Below are 26,871 nucleotides of genomic sequence, written 5' to 3' on the forward strand. Positions count from 1 at the left end.
AACACACGGTATTCAGCCATAAAACACACATAACATTCACAATCCGCACCAAAAAAAATGCACCAGAATGAAAATTATATGAAAAAAGGAGGGGCAAGCCCCTCCTTTCCGTAAAGCCGGTGTCGTGCACCGGTATCAGTCGGCCTCGACCTCGGTGCCATTGATGGTCAGGTGGTCGTCCTTCGCATCAACGGTCACGGTTTCACCATCATGGATGGTGCCTTCAAGCAGCAGGCCCGCGAGCGGGTTCTGCAGCGCGCGCTGGATCACGCGCTTGAGCGGACGCGCACCATAGACCGGGTCGTAGCCCTCATTGGCCAGCCAGGTCTCGCCGCCCTTGTCCAGACGAAGCGTGATGTTGCGGTCAGCCAGAAGCTTGCGCAGGCGACCGATCTGGATTTCCACGATCTTGCCCATATCCGCCTTCTGCAGGCGCGAGAACAGGATGATCTCATCCAGGCGGTTGAGGAACTCGGGCCGGAAGTGGTTGCGCACCACCTGCATGACCTCGGGCCGCACGCTATCAACCGACTCACCATCAGGCAGATGGGCCAGCACTTCGGAGCCGAGGTTGCTGGTCAGCACGATCAGGGTGTTGCGGAAATCGACCGTGCGACCCTGCCCGTCGGTCAGGCGACCGTCATCGAGCACCTGCAGCAGGATGTTGAACACATCCTCATGCGCCTTCTCGACCTCATCGAACAGGATGACCTGATAGGGCCTGCGGCGCACGGCCTCGGTGAGCACGCCGCCTTCCTCATAACCGACATAACCGGGAGGCGCACCGACGAGCCGCGAGACGGCATGCTTCTCCATGAACTCGCTCATGTCGATGCGCAGCAGGGCTTTCTCGTCATCGAACAGGAAGCGGGCCAGCGCCTTGCACAGCTCGGTCTTGCCCACGCCCGTCGGGCCAAGGAACAGGAACGAACCGATGGGGCGGTTGGGGTCCTGCAGGCCGGCACGGGCACGACGCACCGCGTTGGAGACGGCCTTGAGCGCAGGCTCCTGGCCCACCACGCTCTTGCGCAGTTCGTCTTCCATGCGCAGCAGTTTGGCGCGCTCGCCTTCAAGCATGCGGTCCACCGGAACGCCGGTCCAACGCGAGACCACGGCGGCGATACCCTGATCGGTCACGGTATCGCTGACCATGCCATCGCCCTTGCTGATCTGGTCAGCCTCTTCCTGCGCCTTGGCAATCTGGGCCTGAAGCTGCGGCAGGCGGCTGTACATCAGCTCCGATGCCCGGGCGAGGTTACCCTTGCGCTGGGCGATCTCGATATCCGAGCGGATCTGGTCCATTTCCTCCTGCAGCTTCTGCACCGCGTTCACGCGGTCCTTTTCGGCATGCCAGGCGGCGGTCAGCGCATCGGATTTTTCCTGCAGTTCCGACAGTTCGGCTTCCAGCTTGACCAGACGCTCCTTGCTCGCCGCGTCGTCTTCCTTGCGGATGGCTTCACGCTCGATCTTGAGCTGGATCAGGCGGCGGTCAAGCTCATCAAGTTCCTCTGGCTTGCTGTCGATCTGCATGCGCAGGCGGCTTGCGGCTTCATCGACAAGGTCAATCGCCTTGTCAGGCAGGAAGCGGTCGGTGATGTAGCGGTTGGACAACGTTGCCGCCGCCACCAGCGCCCCATCGGAAATACGGATGCCGTGATGGAGTTCGTATTTCTCCTTGATGCCACGCAGGATGGAGATGGTATCGGCCACCGTCGGCTCACCCACATAGACCGGCTGGAAGCGCCGGGCGAGGGCTGCGTCCTTTTCGATATACTTGCGGTATTCATCCAGCGTGGTGGCGCCAATGCAGTGCAGCACGCCACGGGCGAGTTCGGGCTTGATGAGGTTGGAGGCATCCATCGCCCCATCGCTGCGGCCTGCGCCCACAAGGGTATGCATCTCATCAATGAACAGGATGATCTGGCCCTCGGCGGACTCGATCTCCTTGAGCACCGCTTTCAGGCGTTCCTCGAACTCACCACGAAACTTGGCACCCGCGACGAGCGCGCCCATGTCGAGCGAGAGCAGCTTCTTGTTCTTGAGCGCCTCGGGCACGTCGCCATTGACGATACGCTGGGCCAGCCCTTCGACAATGGCGGTCTTGCCCACGCCCGGCTCACCGATCAGGACCGGGTTGTTCTTGCTACGCCGCGCCAGCACCTGAATGGCGCGGCGGATTTCCTCATCGCGGCCAATGACCGGATCGAGCTTGCCCTGCAGGGCCACTTCGGTCACGTCGCGGGCATATTTCTTCAGCGCGTCAAAATTGGCTTCGGCGTTTTCGCTATCCACGGTGCGTCCCTTGCGGATGGTGGCAATGGCTTTTTCCAGCGCCTGTGGCGTTGCACCGCACGCACGCAGGGCCTGACCGGCTGGCGTTTCGGATGCAGCGATGGCGGCCAGCAGGCGGTCCTGCGCCACAAAGCCATCACCCGCCTTCTGGGCGGCCTGTTCGGCGGCATCGAGCACGCGCACCAGTTCACCAGTAGCGCTGGGCTGGCCTGCGCCACTGCCCTGCACCTTTGGCAGTTTGGCCAAAGCGGCCTCGTTGGCGCTGGTAATGGCGGGCACGTTACCGCCTGCGGCGCGGATGAGGGCAGAAGCCGCGCCCTGGTCATCATCCAGCAGGGCCTTGAGCAGGTGCTCGGGCGTGAGCTGCTGGTTGTAGTCGCGCATGGCGATGGTCTGGGCGGCCTGCAGGAAACCGCGCGAGCGTTCCGTGAATTTCTCGATGTTCATATGTTTGTTCGTCCCTTTCAATCAGGCGACAGGATGGTTCTGCCTTTGCGCCGTCCCTCAACAGGCAACGGCAAGGCGTTGGATTCCAGATGGGATCCATACGATGTTATTACAAGATGTCGGCCGCCAGTTTCCTTCTTCCATGCCGTGTCTGATCATGGGGTTAGCTGACCATTGGCGCCGGCTCCACAACCTTGATCTGGATCAAGATTGCCGTGCCTTATGAGCGTAACGGCCATTCGCCCGAAGGGTTATGGTGAAGCCCTGCAATTTCATGGGGGAACTGATGCAAAACGCAGGTTGATACCAATCGGCCCCTACAAAAAGTCATCAACAGTAAAGAAGCTTTTGGTGAAGCTCTTTCCAAAAGGCTCCGAAAAGAATGCCGCCTTTAAAAAAAGGCGGCACCCGAAAACTTCTGTTTTTTACTCTGCCTTGCTGGCCCTGGCTGCCACGGCGGGGCCAAGCAGCAGCAGGTCGGCGGCCGAGAGTCGGTCAGAGGCATTACTGGCCTGATGCCAGTAGGGATAGAGCAGCGGTGGCGCGCTTGCCTCATCAAGGCGGCTGATGTCTTCAGCACTCAGCACAAGGTCCGCGGCCTTGAGGTTATCGACAAGCTGCGCCTCGGTGCGCGCGCCGATGACAATGGAGGTAATGGCGGGCCGCTGCGCCACCCAGGCCAGCGCCACCTGGGCTGCGGAAATATTGCGGGCCTCGGCAATGCTGACGAGCACTTCCACCACATCGTAGAGTTTTTCAATGTCGTGAACCGGCGGCTCGCCCCATTTCTCGATCTGGCGCGTGCCTTCGGGCTGCGGCTTGCCGCGGCGATACTTGCCTGAAAGCAGCCCCCCGGCCATGGGGCTCCAGACCTGCACGCCAATGCCCTGATCGAGCGAAAGCGGCAGCAGTTCATATTCCGCCTCGCGCGCCTGCAGCGAGTAATAGATCTGCTGCGCCACGGGTGCGATCAGCCGGTCACGCTCGGCCACCGAAAGCGCCTTCATCAGGTGCCAGGCCGAGAAGTTGGACACCCCGGTATAACGGATCTTGCCCGCGCGGGTCAGGGTATCGAGCGCTTCCAGCGTTTCATCGAGCGGGGTCTGGCCATCCCATTCATGCAGGTAATACAGGTCGATATGGTCACGCCCCAGCCGCCTGAGGCTGGCCTCGCACGCGCGGATGAGATGATAGCGCGACAGCCCGGCATCATTGGCGCCCTTGCCCATGGTAAAGCGGGCCTTGGTGGTGACCATGATGTCATCGCTGCGGCCCTTCAGCGCAGCGCCCAGAATCTCTTCCGATACGCCCGATGAATAGATATCCGCCGTATCGAACATGTTGATCCCGGCCTCGATGCACAGGTCAAGCTGGCGGCGGGCGCCTGCAAGATCGGTATCGCCGGTCTTGGCGAAGTCACCCTTGCCGCCAAAGGTCATGGTACCCAGCGTGAAGGCTGAAATCCTGAGGCCCGAACGGCCAAGCTGGCGGTATTGCATCTCTTTTCCTTCCCTGAATGTCTGTAAAACGCCTGCCACGTGGCATTACGCCAATAATGAAAAGTTTTTGGTGAAGCTTTTTTCAAAAAGCTTTGAAAAGAACGCCGCCTTCCTGAAAAAAGGCGGCACCCAGAAACCTTTATGATGACAGGGGCCACATAAGGCAGGCTTCAGCCGGTATAGGTCACGTTCAGCTCGCCCACCCCGGCACAGGTGGCATGCAGCACATCGCCCCGCCTGACCGGCCCCACGCCCGAGGGCGTGCCGGTCATGATCAGGTCACCCGGCGCAAGGGTTACGAAACGGCTCAGGCAGGAGATGATCTCGGGCACGGACCAGATCATTTCCACCAGGTCGCCTTTCTGGCGCTGCTCGCCATTGACGCTCAGGGCAATGGCCCCGCTTTCGGGGTGACCAATGCGCGCGGCCGGCACCATGGCGGAAATGGGACAGGACTGGTCAAACCCCTTGGCCAGCGCCCACGGGCGGCCCGCCTTCTTGGCGGCGGCCTGCAGGTCGCGCCGGGTCATGTCCAGCCCCACCGCGTAGCCATAAACATGCGAGAGCGCCTTCTCCACCTCAATGTCAGCCCCCTCGCGCCCGATGGCGGCGACAAGCTCCACCTCATGATGCAGGTCGGCCGTGCTGACGGGAAAAGGCAGAAGCCCGCCCCCGGGCACCACCGCATCACCGGGCTTGGCAAAAAAGAAGGGTTCGGAGCGCTCGGGGTTGCTGCCCATCTCGCGCGCATGGGCGGCATAGTTCTGCCCCACGCACCATATCCGCCTGACAGGAAAGACACCCGCACTCCCCTCCACTGGCACGACAGGAAGGGTGTAGGGGGGAATTACGTAATCCGTCACGATACGGCGCTCCTGCTGTTCATACCGGCGCGCATGGTGGCACCCGTGCCCGGTCGTGTCACGGCAAATGCGGGGCAGCCCCATGAAAGCGGGCATAAAAAAAACGCCAGCCGGAACAATCCGGCTGGCGCTGAAAATACGGTGGCGACAGGGCGCCCCGTTATTTTACACAGATCAGTTGCGGGCCTTGTCGACCAGCTTGTTCTTGCCGATCCACGACATCATGCCGCGCAGCTTCTCGCCCACTTTCTCGATCTGGTGCTCGTTGTTGCGGGCACGGATGGCCTTGAAGCCGATGTTGCCGGACTGGTTTTCAAGGATGAAGTTGCGCACGAAGGTGCCATCCTGGATATCGGTCAGGATCTTCTTCATCTCGGCCTTGGTTTCCGGCGTGATCACGCGCGGGCCGGACACGTATTCACCATACTCCGCGGTGTTGGAGATGGAGTAGTTCATGTTCGCGATGCCGCCTTCATAGATCAGGTCGACGATCAGCTTCATTTCGTGCAGGCACTCGAAATAGGCCATCTCGGGGGCGTAACCGGCTTCAACCAGCGTCTCGAAGCCCGCGCGGATCAGCTCGACAAGGCCACCGCACAGCACGGCCTGCTCACCGAACAGGTCGGTCTCGACCTCTTCCTTGAAGGTGGTCTCGATGATGCCCGCACGGCCACCGCCATTGGCGGAAGCATAGGACAGCGCGATTTCAAGCGCATTGCCCGAGGCGTTCTGCGCCACGGCCACCAGCGACGGCACGCCACCACCCTTCTGGTATTCCGAACGCACGGTGTGGCCGGGGCCCTTGGGCGCGATCAGGAACACGTCAAGGTCGGGACGCGCCTCGATGATGCGGAAGTGAATGGCCAGGCCATGGGCGAAGGCGAGTGCGGCACCCGTCTTCATGTTAGCTGCCAGCGATTCCTTGTACAGCGCGCCCTGGCCTTCATCGGGGGTCAGCACCATCACCACGTCGGCCCACTTGGCGGCATCGGCGGGGGTCATGACCTTGAAGCCTGCGGCCTCTGCCTTGGCAACGGCCTTTGATTCAGGGCGCAGGCCGACAACGATGTCGGTCACGCCGGAATCCTTGAGGTTGTTGGCATGGGCATGGCCCTGGCTGCCGTAGCCGATGATGGCCACTTTCTTGCTCTTGATCAGGTTCACGTCGGCATCGCGATCATAATAGACGCGCATGGTCTTGCTCCTTGGGGAATGAAAAAACGGATGAAGTAAAAAACGCGACCCTTACAGGATTGCCGCCCCACGGGCGATGGCGGCGATACCCGTGCGCGACACCTCGGCCAGGCCAAGGGGACGCATGAGGTCGATGAAGGCATCGAGCTTGTCGGACGCGCCGGTCAGCTCAAAGACGAACGAGGTGGCCGAGGCATCAACCGGGTGCGCGCGGAAGGCCTGCGCAATGCGCAGCGCATCGGCCCGGCGCTCGCCGCTGGCAATCACCTTGACCAGCGCCATCTCGCGCGCCACGTGCGGCTCGCGCCCGGTCATGACCGCCACGCGGTACACCGGCACCAGCCGTTCCACCTGCGCGCGGATCTGGCCCAGCACATGCGGGGTCGCGGTGGTGACGATGTTGATGCGCGACTGGTGGCGGCTTTCATCCACCGCGGCCACGGTCAGGCTCTCGATATTGTATCCACGACCTGAGAACAGGCCGATCACGCGGGCCAGCGCGCCGCTCTCGTTCTCGACCTGAATGGAAATGACCGCAGAGACCGGGCTCTCCTGCTGCGTGGTCATGATGTGTTTCCTGACTGCTTGGGGCGCCGCCCTGCGAAGGCAGGGGCGGCAGGAAAGGACAGAAACCCGTAGTGCGGCGCGCTACAGGCAGGTGCGGGGCGCTCAGACCAGCATGCGGCCTTCGGCGCTGATCTCGTCATCCTGGCCGGGGCCAAGGAGCATCTGGTTATGCGCCGCCCCCGAGGGGATCATGGGGTAGCAGTTTTCATCCTGCGCCACGCATATGTCCGCCACCACCGGGCCGGGATGGGCCAGCATCTCGGCAATCACGCCATCGAGCTCGCCCATGCAGGTCGCGCGCAGCCCCTTGCCATGGAAGCTTTCCGCAAGCTTCACGAAATCGGGCAGGGCCGCGCTGTAGCTTTCGGAATAGCGCGACTCATGCAGCAGTTCCTGCCACTGGCGCACCATGCCCATATACTGGTTGTTGAGGATGAACACCTTAACCGGCAGGCGATACTGCGCGATGGTGGAAAGCTCCTGGATGTTCATCAGCGTCGACGCCTCACCCGCGATGTCGATCACCAGCGCATCGGGGTGGGCGATCTGCGCGCCCACGGCAGCCGGCAGGCCGTAGCCCATGGTGCCAAGCCCGCCCGAGGTCAGCCAGCGATTGGGTCTGTCGAAGCCGAAATGCTGGGCCGCCCACATCTGGTGCTGCCCCACCTCGGTCGAGACATAGGTGTCGCGCCCGGTGGCGGTGGCCAGTTCATGCAGGCGGCGGATGGCGTATTGCGGGCGGATGATCGCCCCGGGCGCCCTGTCCTGCACGAAGCCGAGGCTGTCGGTCTTGCGCCATTCGTTGATCTGGTGCCACCACTGCGCCATGTCGATGGGCTGGCGGGTATTGGCGGGGGTGCACTCCCACTCCTCCAGCATCATCTCGATCACGCGCCGCGCGTCACCCACGATGCCCACGTCAACCTGCACGATCTTGTTGATCTGGCTGGGGTCGATATCGGCATGGATCTTGAACGAGCCGGGCGAGAACGCATCGAGCCTGCCGGTCACGCGGTCATCAAAGCGCGAACCGAGCGCGATCAGCACGTCGCAGCCATGGGTGGCCATGTTGGCCTCGTACGTGCCGTGCATGCCCAGCATGCCCAGGAAGCGCCGGTCGCCCGCGGGCATCGACCCCAGCCCCATCAGCGTGGAAGTGCACGGAAAGCCCGTCTTTTCCACCAGTTTGCGCAGCGCGGCCGAGGCCTCCGGCCCCGCATTGATGATGCCGCCGCCGGTATAGAACAGCGGGCGGCGCGCGCCCTTCATGGCGGCCACGGCACGCGCGATCACGTCACGGCCCGGCTCGGTCTGCGGGCGGTAGGACGGATGCGGCGCGCGCGGGGCGTCGCTATAGGGTGCCGGGCCCACCATCAGGTTCTTGGGCAGGTCGACCAGCACCGGGCCGGGGCGGCCGCTGCGCGCGATATGGAAGGCCTCGTGCACGCAGGGCGCCACATCTTCCGCGCGGCGGATGAGGTAGTTGTATTTTGTGGCCGGGCGGGTGATGCCGGTCGTGTCCGCCTCCTGGAAGGCATCGGTGCCGATCAGCGGCACGCCCACCTGCCCCGAGAAGCAGACCACCGGAATCGAGTCCAGCATGGCATCGAGCAGGCCGGTCACGGTATTGGTGGCGCCCGGCCCGCTGGTGACCAGCACCACGCCCACCTTGCCGGTCGAGCGGGCATAGGCCTCGGCCGCATGCACGGCAGCCTGCTCGTGGCGGACCAGCACGTGGCGAATCGCATCCTGGCGGAAAATGGCATCATAAATCGGCAGGACCGCGCCACCGGGATAGCCGAAAATGACCTCGACCCCCTGCTCGGCCAGCACGCGCAGAAGCACTTCCGCGCCGCTGAGCACGGATGTATCCGCGCCCGCTGCGTGAGGCTTCAGGTCGGTCTGGTGCGATGCTGTGTTCATGGTCCTGCTCCTTCGCCACTGGTGGCCGGAACAATCCGGCCAGCCCATTACAGGCGAAATCCCGGGCCGGGTTTACGGAAAGCCTTGGCCCGCGTCAATGCGTTTAATAACAAAAGAAATGATTTTATCGCCTACCCTTTCCATTTGTTGCGCAGCTTCGTCTTTTTCAAACCGTTTTTCATATAAAAACGTGTCCGCCGGGGCAGCACACGCATGATGGGCAAACCATGTGGCCTGCCGCTTCGTATATTGCCCGGTCAACTGGATGGCGCGCGCCGCCGCATCCGCCCGCGTCATCTCGCCGCGCAGTACGGCGGCGAGTTCGGGCACGCCATGGGCCCGCATGGCGGGCAGGTCAGGCGGCAGGCCCTGCGCCAGCAGGGCTTCCACCTCCGCCATGGCGCCCTGCCCAAGCATGGCATGAAAGCGCCGGGCAATGGCCGCGCGCAGCCCGTCACGCGCGGGGTGCAGCCTTATGGCAATGAAGCGGGCGTCAAGCCCGGGCAGCACGGCTTTGCTCCGCCACCATGCCATGCCATGGCCCGTGGCGGCATGTACCTCCCACGCGCGGGCAAGGCGCTGGCCATCATTGGGGCGCAGGGTGGCGGCGGTTTCGGGGTCAAGCTGCAGCAGGCGGGCATGCAGGGCGGGGGCGCCCAGTTCGGCCAGCAGGGCGCGCGCGCGTTCGCGGATGGCGGGCGGCGGCTGGGGAATATCCACCAGCCCATCGGTCAGGGCGCGGAAATACATGCCCGTGCCGCCACAGAATATCGGCACGCGCCCGGCATTCCACGCGTTCTCCGCCGCCGCCAGCGCCTGTTCGCGCCACCACGCCACCGAGCCATTGCATGCTGCGGGCAGCACGCCATACAGCGCATGGGGCACGCAGGCTTCCTCCGCCACGGTGGGGCGGGCGGTGAGAATGCGCAGGTCGCAGTAGACCTGCATCGAATCGGCGTTGATGATGGTGCCCCCCACCTCGCGGGCAAGCGCCAGCGCGAGTGCGGACTTGCCCGAACAGGTCGGACCCGCCACGATTAGCGCCACGCGCGCCTGCCCTGGAGGGGGGCGTGTCATTGTTTCATCCCTTTCACTGACCCGGACCCCATGGCTGATTCCCCTTCCCACGCCCATACCCTTGTACTGGTGGCCAACCGCGAGGCCACATCGCTCACGGCGGTCGATATCGAAGCCGCGCGCGACCTTGCCGGCGCTGCCGCCCCCGTGACCCTGTCGGAAGGGGAAGCGGTCGAGATGGCCTGCACCACCCCTGATATCGCAGCCCTGCGCGCCGTTTTTGCCAAGGGCCATATCGACGTGCTGGTAACGCCCGCTGGCGGCCGCCGCAAGCGCGTGCTGGTGGCTGACATGGACAGCACCATTGTCAGTTGCGAAACGCTGGACGACATCGCGGCCCATGCCGGCATTGGCGAGAAGATTGCCGAGATCACGCGCCGCTCCATGAATGGCGAGATCGAATTCGAGGCCGCCCTGCGCGAGCGCGTGGCCCTGCTGCGCGGCCTGCCCGTAACATTGCTGGAAAAAGCGTGGAAGGACGTCAGGCTCAACACGGGGGCAGTCGAACTGGTGCGCACCATGGGAGCCAACGGCGCGCGCACGGCGCTGGTGTCTGGCGGGTTCACGTTCTTTACCAGCCGGGTGGCAGGCCTGTGCGGCTTTGATGAAAACCATGCCAACACCCTGCTTGCTGCAGGCGACAGCCTGACCGGCACAGTGGGCCAGCCCATTCTGGGTCCGGATGCCAAGCTTGCGCACCTGCGGCGTCTTGCCGCCACCCAGGGCGTGAGCGTGGCGGATGCGCTGGCCACGGGCGATGGTGCGAACGACCTTGCCATGCTGCGGGTTGCGGGGCTGGGCATCGCCTTCCATGCCAAGCCCGCCGTGCGGCGCGAGATCAGCAACCAGGTCAACGCCACCACGCTGCGCAGCCTTCTGTTCGCGCAGGGCTACCGGGCGGCGGAATTCGTCACGGCGTAACAGCTGTGCCGCGGGCGGCGGTGGCGGCAGGCTGGCCACGGCTGTCCTGCGCCTCGATGAACACGCGCGTGACCTCAGGGTAGGCCTGCTTGATCTGGCGCTCGAGCGTGCTGACCACGATCTCGACCTGCCCCGCCGTCATGTCGTTGCGAAAATCGAGGCTGATTACCACCAGCACATCGCGCGGGCCGAAATGCATGGAGCGGATCTCGTTCAGCCGCTCCACGCCGTCCGCCCCCAGCGCCATGGTGCGCAACGCGCGCAGCACTTCCGGCGCAACGCCCTCGCCCGTCAGCAGCGACTGAGATTCGCGCGCGAGGAAGGTCGCCGTGACCGCAAGGATGAAGGCGATGATGATCGACGCCACGCCATCAAGCACCGGCATGTCCAGCCACTCGGCCAGCACATTGCCCAGAAGCGCCACGAACAGCCCACTCAGCGCCGCCGTATCCTCGAACAATACGGTGAACACGGTGGGGTCCTTGCTCATCTGCACGGCTTCCACCCAGCCGCGCCGGCCCTTGCCCTCCTTGCGGAAGGCCCGCAGCGCCATCAGCCACACCGAGCCTTCAAACACGATGCTCGCCACCAGCACGGCGTAATTGACCAGCACATGCGCCACCGGCTGCGGGTGGATGATGTGGATGATCCCCTCATACAGTGACACCCCGGCGCCCAGCCCGAAGATGAGCAGCGCCACCACGAAGGTCCAGAAATACAGTTCCAGCCCGTAGCCGAACGGGTGCGTGGCCGTGGCCGGGCGGGTCGCGCGCTTCATGCCCACGAGCAGCAGGCCCTGGTTGCCGGTATCGATCAGGGAATGGATGGCCTCGCTGAGCATGGAGGCGCTGCCGGTCAGGAAGGCCGCGCCAAATTTGGTGGCCGCCACCAGCAGGTTGCCGCCAAGGGCCGCGAAGATGACCGTTCGGGAAGATGAGGAATGTGCCATTGATTTTTCAATATTGAACCAGAAGGCCATCCTATCGCGCCCCGCCCCCTTTTAACAGTGCGGCAGCCCTGCGTGCCGGTTGCTAGGGGCGGGCCGCCTGTCCTATGGTCACGCGGCACTGCCTACGGAGTACCAGCCCAGATGCGCACCACCGTCATCCAGATGGCGCCTGGCGCCTCCGCGCCCGAAAATATCGATACCGCACGCGCCCTCATCACCGCCGCCATCACCGCCGACAAGCCCGACCTCGTGGTGCTGCCCGAGATGTGGAGCTGCCTTGGCGGCACGCGCGACATGAAATTCGCCGCAGCCGAGGTGCTGCCCGCCCCCGATGGCACGGGCGAGACCGGGCCTCTGTACCGCTTCCTGTCAGGTCTTGCGCGCGCGCATGGCGTGAGCGTGCATGGTGGCTCGATTGGCGAACGGCATGGGGAGAAGCTGTTCAACACATCCCTCCTGTTCAACCCGCAGGGCCACGAGGTCGCGCGCTATCGCAAGATCCACCTGTTTGACGTGACCACCCCCGGCGGCGAGGGCTACCGCGAGAGCGATACCTACGCGCCCGGCTCCGACATCGTGACCGCCCCGCTTTCACCCGACCTCACCGCCGGGCTGGCCATCTGCTATGACATCCGCTTTCCCGCCCTGTTCCATGCGCTGCGCGCGCGCGGCGCCAACGTGCTGCTGGTGCCCGCCGCCTTTACCGTCGAGACCGGGCTGGCCCATTGGGAAACACTGCTGCGCGCCCGCGCCATCGAGACCCAGTGCTGGATGGTGGCCTGCGGCACCACCGGCACCCACACCGATGCCTCCGGCCAGCCGCGCCGCACCTATGGCCATTCCATGATCATCGACCCGTGGGGCACCATCGTGGCCCAGGTCTCGGACGGGCCGGGCTGGAGCACAGCGCGCATCGAGCGTGGCGTGATTGACAGCACGCGCGCGCGCATGCCGGTCATGGCGCATCACCGCCTGTCCATCCACACTCCATGACCGATATGTCGTACCCCGGCTGGGCCGATGGGTACATCCCCACAAAACTGTGCTTCGCCGCCGCTCCCAACGAGAGCGCGCAGGTATGGCACGAGCGGCTGGTGGGCCAGTACGGCCAATGCCCGCCCGAGGAGGCGGAGGCGCTGATCTGCCTCGGCGGCGATGGCTTCATGCTGGAAACGCTGCACACCACCCTTGGGCGCACACTGCCGGTTTATGGCATCAACTGCGGCACGGTGGGCTTCCTGATGAACCCCGCCGTGCCTGATGACCTGCCCGCCCGTCTGGCTGCGGCCCAGGTGGCCATCCTGCACCCGCTGCGCATGAAGGCCACCACCATGGATGGCCAGTGCGTGCATGCCCTCGCCCTCAATGACGTGTTCCTGTTCCGCCAGACACGGCAGGCGGCCAAGATCCGCATCGGGGTGGACGGGCGCGTGCGCCTGCCCGAGCTGATCTGCGATGGCGTGCTGATTTCAACCCCCGCAGGCTCGACCGCCTACAACCTCTCGGCGCACGGGCCGATCGTGCCGCTCTCGGCCAACCTTCTGCCGCTCACGCCCATCAGCGCGTTCCGCCCGCGCCGGTGGCGTGGCGCGCTGCTGCCCTCCACCGCGCGGGTACGCTTTGACATTCTGGAAACCGACAAGCGCCCCGTCGCCGCCGTGGCGGATTTTACCGAGGTGCGCGATGTGATCTCCGTCGAGATCAGCGAGGCGCGCGAACTGCACACCACCGTGCTGTTCGACCCCGGGCAGAGCCTGTCGGAACGGATCATCGCCGAACAGTTTACAGCTTGAAAGAACACCGCCTTTTTGAAAAAAGGCGGTCCCCAGCAACTTTTACTTTTTTCCTTTCAGCCTGCCAGCCGGTGCAGGCTCGCCCCATTGGCCCGCAGCCATTTCTCGGCCTGGCGACGGTGGGGGGTAAGCTGATCGACCAGCAGCCAGAAATCCGGCCCGTGATTCATGTGCCGCAGATGGGCGAGTTCGTGGGCGATGATATAATGCTGCACTTCCTGTGGAGCCATGACCAGCCGCCAGCACAGCATGATGCTGCCATCGGATGAGCAGCTGCCCCAGCGGCTTTTCGTATCGCGCAGCCTGAGCTGGGTGGGGCGCAGGCCGCTGGCCTCGGCCTGAAGGCGCAGGCGCGCGGGCAGCAGCACCTGCGCCTGCGCGCGCAGATAGGCCATGACGCGCCGGGAGATGAACTCGGCCGCGCCACTCACATGCAGCAGGCCTTCTTCCAGCCACACGCCGCGCCGGGCCTCGGGGCAGTGCACGATCTCGCGGCTCTGGCCATCAAGCAGCACATGCCCGCCATGGCGCAGTTCGGCAGCAGGCGGCAGGCGTGCAAGACCGGCCGCGACCCAGCCGGAATGGGCGCGAAGCAGGGCCAGCCCATCCGCCCTGCGGGCCGCGCGCGGCAGGGTCATGACCACATGCCCCGCCACGGGGTCGATGCGCATGGAAATCCGCCGCGCCCGCGCCGAGACCCGCCACCGCACCGGAACCGACCCTGATGCGATGGGCACGAGCTCGAGCCCGTTATCCTGTCCCGCGCCCTGCGCCATCAGCGCCCGCGCGGGCGGGTGCGGCAGAATGCATCCTTCGGGGCCTCGCCGGGCCAGTCGATGATGTGGTCTTCCAGCAGGCCCGCCTTACGCTCGCTGATGACCCGGCCACTGACCGATATGCCCGCCTCATGCACCGTCTCGTGCGTGCCGGACACCAGCGGGTGCCACCAGGGCAGCGGCTCGCCATCGCGCACCAGCACGTAACCGCAGGTAGGCGGCAGCCAGTCGATATCAGCCAGCATCTCCGCCGTCAGGCTGATGCAGTCCTGCACGCGGCGGTGGCGGTGGGCGTAATCGGTGCACAGGCAGGTGGTGGTGTCGAGCAGGCGGCAGGCGACATCGGTAAACAGCACCTCGTCCGTCTCGTCCTCGCGCAGCTTGTGCAGGCAGCACCGCCCGCAGCCATCGCACAACGATTCCCACTGCGCGCGGGTCATCTGCGCAAGCGGCGTCGTCTCCCAGAAAGGGGGGGTCTCATCGGTCATGATGTCGTCCTGCCATATCGCCTGTTTACAGTTTTCATTGCAATGCCACTGCCGCCATGGCGCACAGCACGGTCATCACCGCGCAGAACGCGCCCACCCCCGCCACCGGGCCTGCCAGCAAGGGCAGCCACACCAGCCGCAGCAGCGCCAGCCTCCCCGCATCAAGTCCGCGCGCCGTGCGCGACAGGCCGGGCGGCACGGCATCAAGCACGCGCAGCAGCGGCCACAGGGCCGCAGGGGCCACGAGCGCCCCCTGCGCCACGCTCCCCATGCCGCCACCGTGCCCCGCAAGGCCCGGCCAAAGCAATGCCAGCGCCAGCCCCGGCAGCATGAGGGCGAGCATGAGCCCGCGCAGTAGCACGCACCGCGCGGGCCAGGCCCGGTGCAGCAGGGCCTGCGCGCCCAGCACCAGCATGCAGGCCATCACAAGCCCCAGCGCGGTGCCGCAGCCATCGGCCACCAGCGTGCCGAGCGGATGGGTGGCAAGGGGGGGCAGCATCAGCCCGCCTTGCGCAGCCATAACGCGAACCGCCGGGACAGGGGCGCGTAATTCACCTGCCAGAACTGCACATCCATGGGCAGCAGGGCCGCCGGATGGCCCGAGCCGGACGGCCCTGCGGGCATGGCCGCCACGAAAGCACCCTGCCGGTCCGGCTGCACGATGAAATGCAGCAGGTCGCGCGACCGGCCCAGCCGCTCGGCGGACTGGCCCGCCACCACCGCCCATGACAGGTCATAGGACAGCGCCATGTCGGCATTGACGCCAATTCTCACCTGCCCGTCATGCGTGGCGATGCTGTCCACGGCCTCACGCGGCGCGCTGCCCATGAGCACCTGCTTGCGTGACAGGAGGCTTGCGGCCTCGGCCGGGGTAGACCACCACGTTATATAAGGACGTAGCTGGCTGAGCTTGCGAAAGGCGCGGTCAACGCCCTGCGGCGTGGAAAGCTCGCCATAAACCTGGGCGGGCGGCACGCCATCAGCCAGCAGCGCGATCTCGAGCGTGGTGCGCGGGTCGCGCCGCAGGCCACGCTTGCCCGGAAAGCGCACGATATCCCAGAAATCATTCCATCGCGGCGCGCTGTCACGCCATGTCTGGTCCCATGCCACCACGATCTGTGTTGCCAGCCCCGGCGCGCCGCAGCCATCGGGGTTGGTGGCGCTGCCTGCCAGATGCACCACAAGGCCCTGCATGCAGGCCGCGCGGATGGTGCTGTCCTCGGCAAAGGCGAGCGACCAGGCGCTGGCACCCCCGCCCTGGGGCTCGAGGTCCGACAGCGCGCCCGTCCACGCCCGGCGCGTAACAGGCTGCCCCGTGGCCCGCGTAAAGGGCTGGAAAAACGCGGCATCCTGCGCCGGGCCCAGCTGCGGCTCCGTGCTGGCCACCACCAGCGCGGGGCTGTGGCGGGTGCGCGCTGCCGCCTGCACGCCAGCCACCGGCACGGGCAGGGCGGCCAGGGCCACGAGCAGGCCGGGCAGGATGGCGCTAAGGGAACGGCGGGACACAATCTGGAACACGGGTGGGAAACAGCCTTTCGGGCGGGGGCGGAAGATGGCGGACGCTACCCCATTTCACCCCGGAACGGAAAGGCCATTGCCTGCGCGGGCTGCCACGCCAGCACCGCCGCCTGCCCCGGCGCCACGCGCTGCAGGGCGGCGGTGGGGGGGCGGCGCACGAGCAGTTCCACCCCATTTTCCAGCCGCAGGCGCAGCAGCACGTGGTCACCCATCTGGCGCAGGTCGGTCAACGTCGCCGTGAGCAGGGGCGGCTCGTCGGGGTCGGCCGCCGCCATGCCGGGACGGGAGGGAAACATCACCGCCACCCGGTCGGGGCGGATGCACAATGTGGCCAGCTGGTCCGCCACGACACCGGGCATGGCCATGGCCTCGACCGGCAGGCCACCGGGCAGGTGGGCCAGCGCCACGTCATCCTCCACGCTGGCCACGCGCACGGTCAGGGCATTGGCATCGCCAAATTCGGTGGCCACGCGGTCGCAGGCGGGGCGCTCGAACAGGTCGCGCGCCGTGCCGACCTGCAGCACGTCCATGCCGTGCATGCAGGCAATCGTATCGCCAAGCAGCAGGGCATCCTCACGCGCGCGGGTCAGCAGCACGACGCACAGCCCCCGCGCGCGCACAAGGCGGCCTACCAGGCGGCGCATGGCGCGGCGACTGGCGGCAGGCAGCGGGGCAAAGACATCTTCAAGCACCAGCACGGGCGGCTCGAACACAAGGGCGCGGCCCAGCATGACGCGCAGCGCCTGCTCGGGGGGCAGCGTTGCCGGGCGGGCCTGCTCCAGCCCGTCAAGCCCCAGCAGGGCCAGCACGCCGCGCACCCGCGCCATCACCGCCTGCGACTCCATGCCCCGCGCCCGCAGCCCGAAGGCCAGGTTGGCCTGCACGTTCATGTGCATGAACAGCGGGTCACGCCAGCCAACCAGCGTGCATGGGCGTGCCTCGGGCGCAAGGGCCGTGACATCCACGCCATCGACCATGAGCTGCCCGGCCCCGGCCGGCACATGGCCCGCAAGCAGGTCGGCAACCGTGCTCAGGCACGCCGCCTGCTCATTGACAATGGCCAGGCACGCCCCGGCCTGTGCCGAAAAGGACAGGCCCGGCGCGCCGGGAGAGGCGGCCAGCGCGCTTGCAACCAGCCGTGAGGAGAAAGGAGACATGCGATAACAGAAACCTGACTGGGGGGATAAAGCGTTATAAGCAATGGTTACCTCCTTGCCAGAGGATTATCCGCTTCACCCGTCCTAAAAAGGAAACGACAATGAGCAAGACCACGGACACCATCAAGAACGTGACCCACGAAGACCTGCAGGCCCTGAAAAGCCACATTGAAACCCTGCTGCACACGCATGGCAAACAGGCGCTGCATGACGTGGCGGGCAAGGCCGAGAAGCTGGCGGGCCACGCCCGTGAAAGCCTTGAAGAACATGCCCCCAAAAAAGGCGGCTCACGCGCTCGTTCGCTTGTGGCTATCGCCATTTTCTCGGTGATCGGCTATTTTCTTGGCCGCGCAACGAAATAAGGCATTCTAGCCTGCCGTAACCAGAGGACATGCGAGCATCATGAGAATAGGCGAAATCGGTAAAACCATCATTGAGGGGGAGCTGACCCTACGTAAACTGATGGCGATCCGTCTTGGTCGTCAGGCCGCGTTCCTGGTTGTGGCGGCGATATTTGCCTTCTTTGCCGTCATTTCAGGCCATGGGCTGCTGTGGGCCTTCTGTTACCAGACCCTGGGCTTCAGCGCCCTTGGCGCGGCAGGCATGGTCTTCGCAGCCGATGTGCTGGTGGTGCTCATGGGCCTGGTAATGGGCCGCCGCTCCTACATGACGCCAGAGGAAATCCGCGTTCGATTCGCACGCGAACACGCCCTGAACGAACTGCGGCAGACCGTGGCCCTGTCCGCCGTGGCCACCACGGTGGCGGGACCGCTAACCCGCCACACCTTCCGGGCGGTATGGGGGCTGCTGCGCAGCCTGTCCGGTCGCGGCAGATAAATACCGGCAGACCGCCGCACCCGACCTGTCTGGCAATGATCCACGTCATTGCCAGATAGTATCCATGCTGAAATTGCATTGGCTCACTTTGGCGTTTTCTGGAAACGTGCAGCTTCCGGACATACTAAGCACGCAAATGGTTTGCATGCTTAATACCTGTATGTCCCCGCTGGCGGAACCCGATGCCCGATCTGGAGCGCAACAAGAAGGAGCTGTCATTCGGTCGCCGTCTCGCGCGGCTTGGCGCCGCGTGGCGTCGGCAGGTCGATCATGACCTGCGCGAATATGGCCTGACCGAAGCCACATGGCGGCCCGTCCTGTACCTTGGCCTGCTGCCGCCGCCCGTGCGCCAGACAGACCTCGTGCGCGTGCTTGAAATCGAAGCCCCATCCGTCGCCCGCCTTCTCGATGTACTGGAACGCCGCGACCTTGTGTTCCGTTCCCCCGACCATGAAGATAAACGCTCGAAACTCGTTAGCCTGACGGAAAAGGGCGAACGCACGGCCCGCCAGGTGCGCCATGCGGTGGAAGCGGTTTCAAGCCGCCTGCTGCATGGCATTTCCACGCCGGAGCTGCTGGCCTGCTATTCGGTTTTCGAGCGGATCGAAGCCAACCTGTGCAAAAAACCCGCCCAGCCCCCCCAGACGGTGGCAATGCGGTGATGCCCCTGCCCTTTCCCCCCCTTTTTCCACCCCATGCCGGGGGCGTGTCCCTGCATTGTGGCGCCATTGACGGTTTCTTCCCGCCGCCGTGTCGGCTACAGATAGCGGCACAGCGGCGCGGAGTCTGTCACCGGGTGTCGCTGCCTGCTTCTCCTTCAACGGGACCGTTCGGAATGAGAACCGCCTGATGCTGAGCGAATTCAACCTTTTCGGTGTCTTCATGGCACCGATTGTCGTCTATGCCGTCGCTGCCCTGCCTGTCACCATGCTGTTGCGCTCGCTGCTGTGGTGGTGCGGCATAATGAAATGGTTCTGGCATCTCGCCCTGTTCGAGGTCGCGCTATACACTTGCGTCCTGTGCCTGATGATCCTGTACATCTGACTGTCCCAAGAAGGTTCGAGAATCCCCATGCCTCTCCTGCGCACCCTGATCCGTGTGGTCCTGACCCTGGCGGTCGTGACGATGGCCGTCGTCATGGGCATCACTTTATGGGACACCTACATGATTGCCCCCTGGACGCGTGACGGCCGCGTCCGTGTCTATGTCGTTGACGTGGCGCCGGAAGTATCGGGCACGGTGGTGCAGCTGCCGGTAGTGGACAACCAGTACGTCCATCGCGGCGACCCGCTGTTCGTGCTCGACCCCGTGCGCTTCCGCCTTGCCATCCGCGAGGCGCAGGCCCGGCTTGATGGCGCGCTTGAAGACCTGAAGCTCAAGCAGAACGACGCCCGCCGCCGCATGGGCCTTGGCGGCATCGTCTCGGCGGAAGAGCAGGAAGTGTTCAACTCGAACGTGGCGACCCAGATCGCCTCGGTCGATGCGGCGCGCGCGGCCCTTGACCTAGCCAAGCTGAACCTGCAGCGCTCCATCCTGTACTCACCTGTCAACGGCAACATCACCAACCTCAACCTGCGGATCGGTGACTACGTGACCGAGGGGCATGCCCGGCTGGCCGTGATCGACGCCGACTCCTACTGGGTCAACGGCTACTTCGAGGAAACCAAGATGTGGGGCGTGCATGTGGGTGACGAGGCCCGCGTCAAGCTGATGGGCTACAAGGACATCATTCCCGGCCACGTGGTCAGCATCGCGCGTGGTATCAATGACCAGAACGGGCGCCCCGACGGGCTCGGCCTGCAGGATGTCAGCCCGATCTTCACATGGGTGCGGCTCGCGCAGCGTATCCCGGTCCGTATCCACCTTGACCATGTGCCCGACAGCGTGACACTCGCCGCCGGCATGACGGCCACGATCAGCGTCGGCCCGCAGGCCCGCACGCAACGCGGCCGCCTGACGACATGGCTGCAAGACCATCTGTGAGGCGCGGGCACGATCATGAACATCACTTCAGTTACCCGCAGGACCGGCCTGTTCCTGACATCGGCCATCTTCCTGGCCGGTTGCACGGTGGGGCCGCGTTACCAGCCGGACCGGATGAAACTTCCCGCCAAGTTCACCGAGGACGAGCATACCGCCACCCCCGAGGAGATCGAGGACACCAACAAGGAACTCAAGGAGTGGTGGCACCTCTTCAAGGATCCTGAACTCGACAAGCTGATCGACAAGGCCATTGCAGGCAACTACAACCTGCAGGTGGCGGGCCAGCGGATCATGGCCGAGCGCGCCATCCGCGACGTGCAGGCATCGCAGTGGTATCCGCAGGTCGATACGCAGGCCTCGGCCGGTAATGTCCGCTATTCGGTCAATATTGATAACTGGCCGCTGCGCCCCGGCTCGGCTGCGGGCGCGGCCAACCAGCCGCAGGCCGCGTATCTGGGCTATGGCTTCAGCGCAAGCTGGCAGATTGACGTGTTCGGCCGCATCCGCCGTGGGGTGGAAGCCGAGAACCGCGCTGTCGAGGAATCGATCGAGGACCGTCGTGGCGTCATGGTCATGATGCTGTCGGAGCTTGCTGGCGACTACATGATGCTGCGCGACCAGCAACTGCGGCTGGAAATCGCCAACAACAACATCCATGTGGCGCAGGACGCCTATGACCTGACCAACCGGCTGTACCTTGAAGGCGTGGGCAACACCATGCAGATCGCGCAGGCCAAGGCGGAGCTGGATTCCCAGACTGCCGCGCGCGAGCCGCTGAAGACCCATATCTCCCAGATCACCCATGCCATCGACGTGCTGATGGGCCAGATGCCGGGCACGTCGGAGCTGGAACTGAAGGTGGCCAAGCCGCTGCCGCCGGTGCCGGAGTTCCCCGCTACCCTGCCATCCATGGTCATTGCCAACCGCCCCGACATCCGCAAGGCCGAGCGCACCTATGCCGAGGCCACGGCGCGTATTGGCGTGGCGGTAGCCCAGCTTTACCCCAACTTCACCATCCCGCTGAACTTCAACCCCAACGCATCGGCGCTGTACCAGGTGTTCCAGATGGGTGGCATGAGCTGGCAGTTCCTGATGATGGCCTCGCTGCCCCTGATGCATGGTGGCAAATACACCTCGCAGATCCGCATGGCGCAGGCTGCGGCCGAGGCGAGCCGCCTGGCCTACCGGCAATCCGTGCTGAACGGCTTCAAGGAAGTCGAGGATGCGATGGCCGCCTGGCATGATGATGAGGAACACACCGAACTGCTGGCCAAGGCTGCGGAAGACAGCTCACTGGCCAGCGAACGCGCCCGCAAGCTGTATGCAGCGGGTCTGGTTGGCTTCCTGGAAGTGCTGACGACCGAGCGCACCACGCTGAACGCCCAGAATGCCGAGGCCATGGCCCGGCTGGAGCGCCTGCAGGATGCGATCAACCTTTACACCGCCCTTGGCGCGGGCTGGCAGGGCATTGCGCTGACCAACACCACGCTGCCCGTATCGCTTGAAAAACAAAACATGCTGGCGCGCGCCTTCCAGCAGTAATGTGGTTGCGGCCTGCCCGCCCTGGCGGCGCGGCAGGCGTGGCCGAGCATCTTTTAAGGGAACAATACGCTTCTTGACCAGCTTGGTCCCCATACCATTACATGGGCTGGTCTTTATAAACTGATTCAGGCCGCCGTGATTTATGAATAGAGCACCAGCACCTCAATTCAATAAAATTAAGGCTGATGATTGTGCTGTGCCCTGTATATGCTAAACAGGGTGGCATATGCGAGCTTGGCGGAATGGTAGACGCACGAGACTTAAAATCTTGCGCCTGTAACTGGGCGTGCGGGTTCGAGTCCCGCAGCTCGCACCACTGACCAAAATATAGTTTTTTGGATTTGGTCATTAAATCAGTAAATATCTGTTTTCTCTATAATATTTCTACATATCTATAAAGTATAATCATTATTTTTAGTGATATACTTAGACACATAAGTCATTATTATATTTCTGACGTGTAGGAGCATTGTGAAAACGTGACAAAATTCAAAGAAATCGTCCATACTTGCGATAATCTTATGGGTCTCAAGCCCGTCTGGGGACTTTCGGAAGAACCTGTCATGTGCTTTTCCAAAAAAGGGACAGCAAAATCAGTGGCCGAACGATCTTTGACCCAGCACTATTTTGTCACAATTGGTGCGGGTTCTAACGTGCCCCGGAAATTCAAGGACAGAATTCTGGAACTGGTAAAAGCGACAGGGAAATACGGCGAAACAGCCGCTTTTGTCCGAAATTCCGTGCTTAAAGAGAAACTGTCACAATGGCCTTTTGCGATAGTTACGTCCGAAACGTATGATGTCATCGGCCATCCAGATATCCTGAGCGATGTAGGGCTTCCGGATAAAAAAATCATAACTAATGCGTATGATAGCGTTTATCGCGATGAAGAACGCATCCATCTTTTCTGGGAAAAAATTAAGGATTTTCCAGTCAGACGCAGAACAGACGTAATAGCTCCCCCCGGTTTTTATGATGACGGGAAGGTTGAATATTCATCAACATTCTACCCAAGATTGAAATTCACATCATCGGAAGGAAAGCGGGTATATAAACTTTCATGTCAGGTAGAGCGTTCGCCAGAGCTTAAAAAAACAGCAAAACTGGCAAATCGAGAACGCAATGATGGCAAGCTTGTTTGCGAAGCATGTGGCTTCTCTGACGAATCGGCAGGGATGTTTGATGCTCATCATATTAGCCCAATCGCCTGCGGCCAACGTGACAGCACCGTAGATGACTTGTCTGTTTTATGTCCCACTTGCCACCGATGGGCACACGTCAAAGGTGATGACGCATTAGCTCCCCTTCCCATCTCACTGCTGCAGCAGATCAGGGGAACGCAGAAATAGGTTATAGTGGCAGCGTGGTTTCCCCACGCTCCTTCTCCAAAGTACTTTCAGTGCAATGAGATGGATTAAGAAGAATTCAGCAGGTTTCCGGGGATTCTAGCGTGATGTTGATTACGGGATCATGAGTGTTCGAGTCCCGTAACTTGCACCACAGATAGAGAAAATAGCATTTTTTTTAAGGGACTACATTTTTCCAAACAGTGGCTCCCTTCCAAGCTTTTGAGAAAAGCTTCCCCCAAAACCCCCGTGTGCAATGGGCATCACAGAAGGGATACGTCCCTCTTGCTGACCTGCATCATAACGGCCCATCTTGTCTTTTGCGTCTTTTATGGCTTGTTCATTGCGAACCAGCGGAAGACAACGTGCCCGCTGGTTCGCATGGGGCGCTTACTTTACATCAACCAACTTGCTTGATGCGGGCAATCACTTTATCAAAAGCTGTTCTGGCCTTTAAAAGCTGATCCAGGGCTTCCCGATACTGTTTCAGCCCGACTTCCATATCGTCATCCCCCAGACTGGATGCCAGAATTTTCTGATCGATTTTGACAGGCAGGAAGAAGCTCAGCTTCTTTTCCTCAAGTATAAAACCAGTTCCACTGACCAGCTCTGCCAGTTCAGACACTATTTTTTTCCATTGCGCACGTCCGATCTGGTCCTGCACAAAGCGAATGCCAACTTTATCCTGCCCTAACTGGCAGAGTTGCGTAACGTAATAATTATCTTCGGCCTGGTCTTCAAAGTTTGCCCATTCAAAAAAGGCACCATTAGGCTCATCGTCGTCAGGGTTGTACCACCCCTCTCCTTTCGGCGCGACCCATCCATCATCTTCATCCGTGTCTCCGGACCAGTTATTCTCAGCCATCCATTTATTCGTATCTGCATCAATAGCGGCACCAAGCGCATCATCAAGCATATGGAGGCGTGTTGCCGTCGCCTCAAGGTCGGCAAGGTTCTCAACAAGAGCCTTGTTCAGTTCAGGACTATTCATTTCTTTTTCTCCTCAATAAAATTTCTGGATATGCTGTGCAAACTGCTGCGTAATGACACCATTGAAGCCGCTTTTCGGGAAACGGGCCAGAATATCTGCCACATCACGCCAGGTCATGAGCGCCACTTCTTCAGGCGGATTAACCGGCGCAATGGCGCTCAGATAGAGAACCAGCCCGTGCTGTTTGCCGGTAATCTGTCGTTTTGCCTCGGCTACCTTCACGTAACGGGCCAGTTGCTGCTCGCCTTCGCGTGCCTGTATCTTGATCTCGATGAAAAGCACGAAATCATCGCCATCAATAGCAATATCAACGCGCTCGGTTGTGCTGCCTGCGGGCCAGCACTCGGTCACGACCGATACATGGTCCAGGTCTTTGTCCAGACGGGGCCAGTGTGGATATCGATCCCCTGCCAAGCGCAACACATCACGGAGCAGGCGCGCGCCCCAGCCATGGGTGCCTTTCGGGTCCAGCAGCCACCCCAGAACCGCGCTGTTACGGCCTTCATTAGACTTCAGGCCTGCCACATCCCATATATCAATCGCATCACCACGCGCCCATGCCTGATTATGCAGCGGCATAATCATATTGGTCAGCTCTACAATACGGTCTGGCAGCACATCAGGCACAACGGAAGAAACCGGATCATGCGCGCCAAGCAGTGCCCGTATGGAATCTAACAACGACGGCAGTCGGCGGCATAGTGCCATATCATCATCTGTACCAAAATTGACGGAATTCAAGATATTTTCTCCTTATATTCATATATATTATTGATGAAATAAATGGTAAAAATCATTCTTATTGAATAAGTCGTATCAGCATATGATTTGTGTAAGCTTCTCATATTAAAATAGAAAGTATTTGCATTAATTGATCATAGCAATCATATGAAAATGGCATAAATATTCTACGGTTTATCGCACTGAAAGACAGGATTTCTGGCGGCCACTCACATTATAAACGTAGATGAAATTCCCGTTGCAAATACTCACGGTGCTACCGGTATAGCCAGGCAGGCCATCTCCGGCTTGCACCGCCGCTGCCATAGCAGCCAACGGCCGCCCCCGTTCAGCATAAGCCTATACAAAACCCGCACTACCCTTTCCCTGCTTGACGGCTTCCTTCAATAATGCCCACCTACGTCAGAAACGGTCGTAGATAATGAAGGTCGGCACCATGCGATTTGAAAAAGCAGCCCTGCTCATCAAGCTTGCGCGCGCATTGGCTGGAACAGCCGAGGGCATGACGCTTGATGAAATTGCCGCCACCTGCACAGTCAGCCGCCGGACGGCAGAACGCCTGAAAGCCGCCATTGAAGAGATTTTTCCGCAACTCGAAGCCATTTCAGACGGGCATAAGCTGCGCTTTCGTATGACAGGTGGCCTCGATCGCTTCCTGCAGGCACCCACATCTGATGAACTTGCGGAACTGTATGCTGCCGCTACCGCCCTGCAACAGGGCGGCTGTTCTGCCCGCGCCCATCTGCTGACAGCACTCGGCCAAAAGATCGAGGCGGCCCTGCGCCCGACAGACAGACATAAACTGGCACCCGATATCAATGCCCTGACCGTAGCCACAGGTTACGTCACGCAGGTTGGTCCTCAACCTTTTGCTGATCCGCATACGTTGGAAATTGTGCGCACGGCCCTGAAAGGCGGCAATTATTTAACTTTTACTTATGGGCATAATGCCAATTCTCACCGCACGGTCTCCCCCTGGGGCATCCTTTACGGACGTGCTTACTATCTGGTCGGGCCTGCCACGGGCAAGGCCCAGCCTGCCCTCTGGCGTTTTGACAAGATCAGATCTCCTGAAATACATGGGCAGGCCGTTCCGCCGCCAGCAGGCTGGTCAATCTCTGCTTTTGCGGCACGTTCATTTGGTGTTTTTCAGGAAAAACCGCAGCGCATTACCCTGCGCTTTACGCCAGCAGCGGCCAATGACGCCGCCCGCTTTCTCTTTCATCCCAACCAGACTTTACACCTCCAACAGGATGGCAGCCTGATTGTCCAGTTCATTGCTGGCAGTTCTATTGAAATGGAAAATCACCTGTTTACATGGGGAACCGCAGTAGAAATCCTTGAACCGGCATCTTTGAGGGAAGAACTCTGCAATAGGCTTGCCGCAGCTCTGGCCCATCATGAAAAAGCGCCCAAACACAATTTTTCATGAAACGACGACCATTTTTGACGTATCAGGCATTTAAAAATTTCCTTACGGTCACAGGTTAAGGAAAATTATTTATTTACATGACCTACAATAAAAATCTGTTCTATTGGGCCACGTCTGAACTATCGCAGGATGTCTTTATCTGCTGGTTGTTAAGCTGGGCCGACAGCAGCAATGCGGGCTAAAACCCCGCCATGCACGCGGCGGGCCTAGCCTTCCTGTTGCCCAATGGCCCAGCCAGGCGTGGGAAGGCTTTTTTCTGGCCTTGCAACACGTCTTTCCCGACCTCAGGTGGGGATATGTTGCCAACCCCCGAGGCGGCTTCATGGGCGCGTGGTGGCATTATGGCGCCTGGTCTGGCTGGGAAACCTATCTGCAGATCGAACAGGAATCCCTCGTTCTGAGGCTGGGTGTTAAGCGGCATGGAAAAGTGACCCCTTCGGAAGGGGGACAGGCAGCCAAAAACGACCCCTTTCTGAGAAACGGGTTCACGATGGCCTTCATGCTGAATGGAGGCCCGGTTTGGGATGCTTGTTGT

The 26,871-nt window shown here is 62.0% G+C and carries 26 protein-coding genes, 1 tRNA gene and 1 pseudogene; 13 read left to right on the forward strand and 15 right to left on the reverse strand.

The window, feature by feature from the left end:
* Positions 1-135: 135 nt before the first annotated feature.
* From clpB to miaA, 7 genes are all read right to left on the reverse strand, one after another.
* Complete coding sequence (gene clpB / locus OQZ28_RS15320) at positions 136-2,739, reverse strand: ATP-dependent chaperone ClpB (RefSeq protein ID WP_458136591.1); 2,604 nt, start codon at positions 2,737-2,739, stop codon at positions 136-138.
* Positions 2,740-3,164: 425 nt separating this feature from the next.
* Positions 3,165-4,238, reverse strand: a complete 1,074-nt coding sequence (locus tag OQZ28_RS15325) for an aldo/keto reductase (RefSeq protein WP_458136592.1) — start codon at positions 4,236-4,238, stop codon at positions 3,165-3,167.
* Between the two features lie 170 nt (positions 4,239-4,408).
* The gene (locus OQZ28_RS15330) at positions 4,409-5,185 is read right to left on the reverse strand and encodes a fumarylacetoacetate hydrolase family protein (RefSeq protein ID WP_458136606.1); all 777 of its coding nucleotides are present in this window, start codon (positions 5,183-5,185) and stop codon (positions 4,409-4,411) included.
* A gap of 90 nt (positions 5,186-5,275) precedes the next feature.
* Complete coding sequence (ilvC, locus tag OQZ28_RS15335) at positions 5,276-6,295, reverse strand: ketol-acid reductoisomerase (protein ID WP_130732563.1); 1,020 nt, start codon at positions 6,293-6,295, stop codon at positions 5,276-5,278.
* Between the two features lie 51 nt (positions 6,296-6,346).
* A complete protein-coding gene (gene ilvN, locus OQZ28_RS15340) occupies positions 6,347-6,862 on the reverse strand; it encodes an acetolactate synthase small subunit (RefSeq protein WP_130732562.1) in 516 nt (171 codons plus the stop codon).
* A gap of 102 nt (positions 6,863-6,964) precedes the next feature.
* Positions 6,965-8,785 (reverse strand): biosynthetic-type acetolactate synthase large subunit, encoded by a 1,821-nt coding sequence (gene ilvB, locus OQZ28_RS15345; protein ID WP_458136593.1) that lies wholly within the window; start codon positions 8,783-8,785, stop codon positions 6,965-6,967.
* 72 nt (positions 8,786-8,857) lie between these two features.
* Positions 8,858-9,862 (reverse strand): tRNA (adenosine(37)-N6)-dimethylallyltransferase MiaA, encoded by a 1,005-nt coding sequence (gene miaA / locus OQZ28_RS15350; RefSeq protein WP_458136594.1) that lies wholly within the window; start codon positions 9,860-9,862, stop codon positions 8,858-8,860.
* A gap of 30 nt (positions 9,863-9,892) precedes the next feature.
* On the opposite strand from miaA, the gene serB reads away from it, so the two are divergent.
* Positions 9,893-10,783 (forward strand): phosphoserine phosphatase SerB, encoded by an 891-nt coding sequence (serB, locus tag OQZ28_RS15355; protein WP_458136595.1) that lies wholly within the window; start codon positions 9,893-9,895, stop codon positions 10,781-10,783.
* Here the strand turns inward: serB and OQZ28_RS15360 are convergent.
* Positions 10,773-11,732: a cation diffusion facilitator family transporter gene (locus tag OQZ28_RS15360; protein ID WP_172158975.1), complete on the reverse strand. Its 960-nt coding sequence runs from the start codon at positions 11,730-11,732 to the stop codon at positions 10,773-10,775. The genes serB and OQZ28_RS15360 overlap by 11 nt on opposite strands.
* A 141-nt stretch (positions 11,733-11,873) precedes the next feature.
* Between OQZ28_RS15360 and OQZ28_RS15365 the strand changes: the two genes are divergently transcribed.
* Together OQZ28_RS15365 and OQZ28_RS15370 are read left to right on the forward strand one after the other, a co-directional pair.
* Positions 11,874-12,725 (forward strand): carbon-nitrogen hydrolase family protein, encoded by an 852-nt coding sequence (locus OQZ28_RS15365; RefSeq protein ID WP_458136596.1) that lies wholly within the window; start codon positions 11,874-11,876, stop codon positions 12,723-12,725.
* Entirely contained in the window at positions 12,722-13,525 is an 804-nt protein-coding gene (locus tag OQZ28_RS15370; protein WP_458136597.1) for an NAD kinase, read from the forward strand. The genes OQZ28_RS15365 and OQZ28_RS15370 overlap by 4 nt, the downstream gene beginning before the upstream one ends.
* A 56-nt stretch (positions 13,526-13,581) precedes the next feature.
* Here OQZ28_RS15370 and OQZ28_RS15375 read toward each other — a convergent pair whose 3' ends face one another.
* The 5 genes from OQZ28_RS15375 to OQZ28_RS15395 are packed head-to-tail and all read right to left on the reverse strand — an operon-like array spanning position 13,582 to position 17,464.
* Positions 13,582-14,301, reverse strand: coding sequence for a M48 family metallopeptidase (locus OQZ28_RS15375; RefSeq protein ID WP_130732555.1), 720 nt, complete (start codon positions 14,299-14,301; stop codon positions 13,582-13,584).
* Complete coding sequence (locus OQZ28_RS15380) at positions 14,301-14,789, reverse strand: YcgN family cysteine cluster protein (RefSeq protein ID WP_458136598.1); 489 nt, start codon at positions 14,787-14,789, stop codon at positions 14,301-14,303. The genes OQZ28_RS15375 and OQZ28_RS15380 overlap by 1 nt, the downstream gene beginning before the upstream one ends.
* Positions 14,790-14,823: 34 nt before the next feature.
* Positions 14,824-15,288 (reverse strand): hypothetical protein, encoded by a 465-nt coding sequence (locus OQZ28_RS15385; protein WP_458136599.1) that lies wholly within the window; start codon positions 15,286-15,288, stop codon positions 14,824-14,826.
* Complete coding sequence (locus tag OQZ28_RS15390) at positions 15,288-16,307, reverse strand: extracellular solute-binding protein (RefSeq protein ID WP_458136600.1); 1,020 nt, start codon at positions 16,305-16,307, stop codon at positions 15,288-15,290. Before OQZ28_RS15390 ends, OQZ28_RS15385 begins: the two co-directional genes overlap by 1 nt.
* A 44-nt stretch (positions 16,308-16,351) precedes the next feature.
* The gene (locus OQZ28_RS15395) at positions 16,352-17,464 is read right to left on the reverse strand and encodes an ABC transporter ATP-binding protein (protein WP_458136601.1); all 1,113 of its coding nucleotides are present in this window, start codon (positions 17,462-17,464) and stop codon (positions 16,352-16,354) included.
* A 101-nt stretch (positions 17,465-17,565) separates the two neighbouring features.
* On the opposite strand from OQZ28_RS15395, the gene OQZ28_RS15400 reads away from it, so the two are divergent.
* The 8 genes from OQZ28_RS15400 to OQZ28_RS15435 all read left to right on the forward strand — a co-directional run bounded on the left by OQZ28_RS15400 (position 17,566) and on the right by OQZ28_RS15435 (position 23,175).
* Positions 17,566-17,826 (forward strand): hypothetical protein, encoded by a 261-nt coding sequence (locus tag OQZ28_RS15400; RefSeq protein ID WP_130732551.1) that lies wholly within the window; start codon positions 17,566-17,568, stop codon positions 17,824-17,826.
* A gap of 40 nt (positions 17,827-17,866) precedes the next feature.
* Positions 17,867-18,301, forward strand: a complete 435-nt coding sequence (locus OQZ28_RS15405; protein WP_130732550.1) for a hypothetical protein — start codon at positions 17,867-17,869, stop codon at positions 18,299-18,301.
* A 182-nt stretch (positions 18,302-18,483) separates the two neighbouring features.
* Positions 18,484-18,963: a MarR family winged helix-turn-helix transcriptional regulator gene (locus tag OQZ28_RS15410; protein ID WP_130732549.1), complete on the forward strand. Its 480-nt coding sequence runs from the start codon at positions 18,484-18,486 to the stop codon at positions 18,961-18,963.
* A 187-nt stretch (positions 18,964-19,150) separates the two neighbouring features.
* Complete coding sequence (locus OQZ28_RS15415; protein WP_010510087.1) at positions 19,151-19,345, forward strand: DUF1656 domain-containing protein; 195 nt, start codon at positions 19,151-19,153, stop codon at positions 19,343-19,345.
* Between the two features lie 27 nt (positions 19,346-19,372).
* Positions 19,373-20,284, forward strand: a complete 912-nt coding sequence (locus tag OQZ28_RS15420) for an HlyD family efflux transporter periplasmic adaptor subunit (protein WP_078525441.1) — start codon at positions 19,373-19,375, stop codon at positions 20,282-20,284.
* 15 nt (positions 20,285-20,299) lie between these two features.
* Complete coding sequence (locus tag OQZ28_RS15425; protein ID WP_130732548.1) at positions 20,300-21,826, forward strand: efflux transporter outer membrane subunit; 1,527 nt, start codon at positions 20,300-20,302, stop codon at positions 21,824-21,826.
* A gap of 228 nt (positions 21,827-22,054) precedes the next feature.
* A tRNA-Leu gene (locus OQZ28_RS15430) sits at positions 22,055-22,142 on the forward strand.
* Between the two features lie 163 nt (positions 22,143-22,305).
* Complete coding sequence (locus OQZ28_RS15435) at positions 22,306-23,175, forward strand: HNH endonuclease (protein WP_458136602.1); 870 nt, start codon at positions 22,306-22,308, stop codon at positions 23,173-23,175.
* 397 nt (positions 23,176-23,572) lie between these two features.
* Here the strand turns inward: OQZ28_RS15435 and OQZ28_RS15440 are convergent, their stop codons facing one another.
* Positions 23,573-24,163: a hypothetical protein gene (locus OQZ28_RS15440; protein ID WP_458136603.1), complete on the reverse strand. Its 591-nt coding sequence runs from the start codon at positions 24,161-24,163 to the stop codon at positions 23,573-23,575.
* A 12-nt stretch (positions 24,164-24,175) separates the two neighbouring features.
* A complete protein-coding gene (locus OQZ28_RS15445; protein ID WP_458136604.1) occupies positions 24,176-24,904 on the reverse strand; it encodes a PDDEXK-like family protein in 729 nt (242 codons plus the stop codon).
* A 421-nt stretch (positions 24,905-25,325) separates the two neighbouring features.
* On the opposite strand from OQZ28_RS15445, the gene OQZ28_RS15450 reads away from it, so the two are divergent.
* Both OQZ28_RS15450 and OQZ28_RS15455 read left to right on the forward strand, forming a co-directional pair.
* Positions 25,326-26,336 carry a helix-turn-helix transcriptional regulator gene (locus OQZ28_RS15450; protein ID WP_458136605.1) on the forward strand — a complete coding sequence of 337 codons (1,011 nt, stop codon included), beginning with the start codon at positions 25,326-25,328 and terminating at the stop codon, positions 26,334-26,336.
* Between the two features lie 322 nt (positions 26,337-26,658).
* Positions 26,659-26,871 (forward strand): annotated as a pseudogene (locus OQZ28_RS15455) (hypothetical protein); the annotation flags it as partial.

The organism is Komagataeibacter sp. NFXK3 (genome assembly GCF_054182245.1).

Bases quoted from the DNA above. Each gene is read 5' to 3' on its own strand.
- OQZ28_RS15420 (WP_078525441.1), top strand. From the start codon at position 19,373: ATGCCTCTCCTGCGCACCCTGATCCGTGTGGTCCTGACCCTGGCGGTC.
- clpB (WP_458136591.1), bottom strand. From the start codon at position 2,739: ATGAACATCGAGAAATTCACGGAACGCTCGCGCGGTTTCCTGCAGGCC.
- OQZ28_RS15415 (WP_010510087.1), top strand. From the start codon at position 19,151: ATGCTGAGCGAATTCAACCTTTTCGGTGTCTTCATGGCACCGATTGTC.
- OQZ28_RS15330 (WP_458136606.1), bottom strand. From the start codon at position 5,185: ATGGGGCTGCCCCGCATTTGCCGTGACACGACCGGGCACGGGTGCCAC.
- OQZ28_RS15380 (WP_458136598.1), bottom strand. From the start codon at position 14,789: ATGACCGATGAGACCCCCCCTTTCTGGGAGACGACGCCGCTTGCGCAG.
- ilvB (WP_458136593.1), bottom strand. From the start codon at position 8,785: ATGAACACAGCATCGCACCAGACCGACCTGAAGCCTCACGCAGCGGGC.
- OQZ28_RS15425 (WP_130732548.1), top strand. From the start codon at position 20,300: ATGAACATCACTTCAGTTACCCGCAGGACCGGCCTGTTCCTGACATCG.
- OQZ28_RS15385 (WP_458136599.1), bottom strand. From the start codon at position 15,288: ATGCTGCCCCCCCTTGCCACCCATCCGCTCGGCACGCTGGTGGCCGAT.
- miaA (WP_458136594.1), bottom strand. From the start codon at position 9,862: ATGACACGCCCCCCTCCAGGGCAGGCGCGCGTGGCGCTAATCGTGGCG.
- OQZ28_RS15375 (WP_130732555.1), bottom strand. From the start codon at position 14,301: ATGGCGCAGGGCGCGGGACAGGATAACGGGCTCGAGCTCGTGCCCATC.
- OQZ28_RS15410 (WP_130732549.1), top strand. From the start codon at position 18,484: ATGCCCGATCTGGAGCGCAACAAGAAGGAGCTGTCATTCGGTCGCCGT.
- OQZ28_RS15395 (WP_458136601.1), bottom strand. From the start codon at position 17,464: ATGTCTCCTTTCTCCTCACGGCTGGTTGCAAGCGCGCTGGCCGCCTCT.
- OQZ28_RS15365 (WP_458136596.1), top strand. From the start codon at position 11,874: ATGCGCACCACCGTCATCCAGATGGCGCCTGGCGCCTCCGCGCCCGAA.
- OQZ28_RS15400 (WP_130732551.1), top strand. From the start codon at position 17,566: ATGAGCAAGACCACGGACACCATCAAGAACGTGACCCACGAAGACCTG.
- ilvC (WP_130732563.1), bottom strand. From the start codon at position 6,295: ATGCGCGTCTATTATGATCGCGATGCCGACGTGAACCTGATCAAGAGC.
- OQZ28_RS15360 (WP_172158975.1), bottom strand. From the start codon at position 11,732: ATGGCACATTCCTCATCTTCCCGAACGGTCATCTTCGCGGCCCTTGGC.
- OQZ28_RS15370 (WP_458136597.1), top strand. From the start codon at position 12,722: ATGACCGATATGTCGTACCCCGGCTGGGCCGATGGGTACATCCCCACA.
- ilvN (WP_130732562.1), bottom strand. From the start codon at position 6,862: ATGACCACGCAGCAGGAGAGCCCGGTCTCTGCGGTCATTTCCATTCAG.
- OQZ28_RS15325 (WP_458136592.1), bottom strand. From the start codon at position 4,238: ATGCAATACCGCCAGCTTGGCCGTTCGGGCCTCAGGATTTCAGCCTTC.
- OQZ28_RS15440 (WP_458136603.1), bottom strand. From the start codon at position 24,163: ATGAATAGTCCTGAACTGAACAAGGCTCTTGTTGAGAACCTTGCCGAC.
- OQZ28_RS15405 (WP_130732550.1), top strand. From the start codon at position 17,867: ATGAGAATAGGCGAAATCGGTAAAACCATCATTGAGGGGGAGCTGACC.
- serB (WP_458136595.1), top strand. From the start codon at position 9,893: ATGGCTGATTCCCCTTCCCACGCCCATACCCTTGTACTGGTGGCCAAC.
- OQZ28_RS15450 (WP_458136605.1), top strand. From the start codon at position 25,326: ATGAAGGTCGGCACCATGCGATTTGAAAAAGCAGCCCTGCTCATCAAG.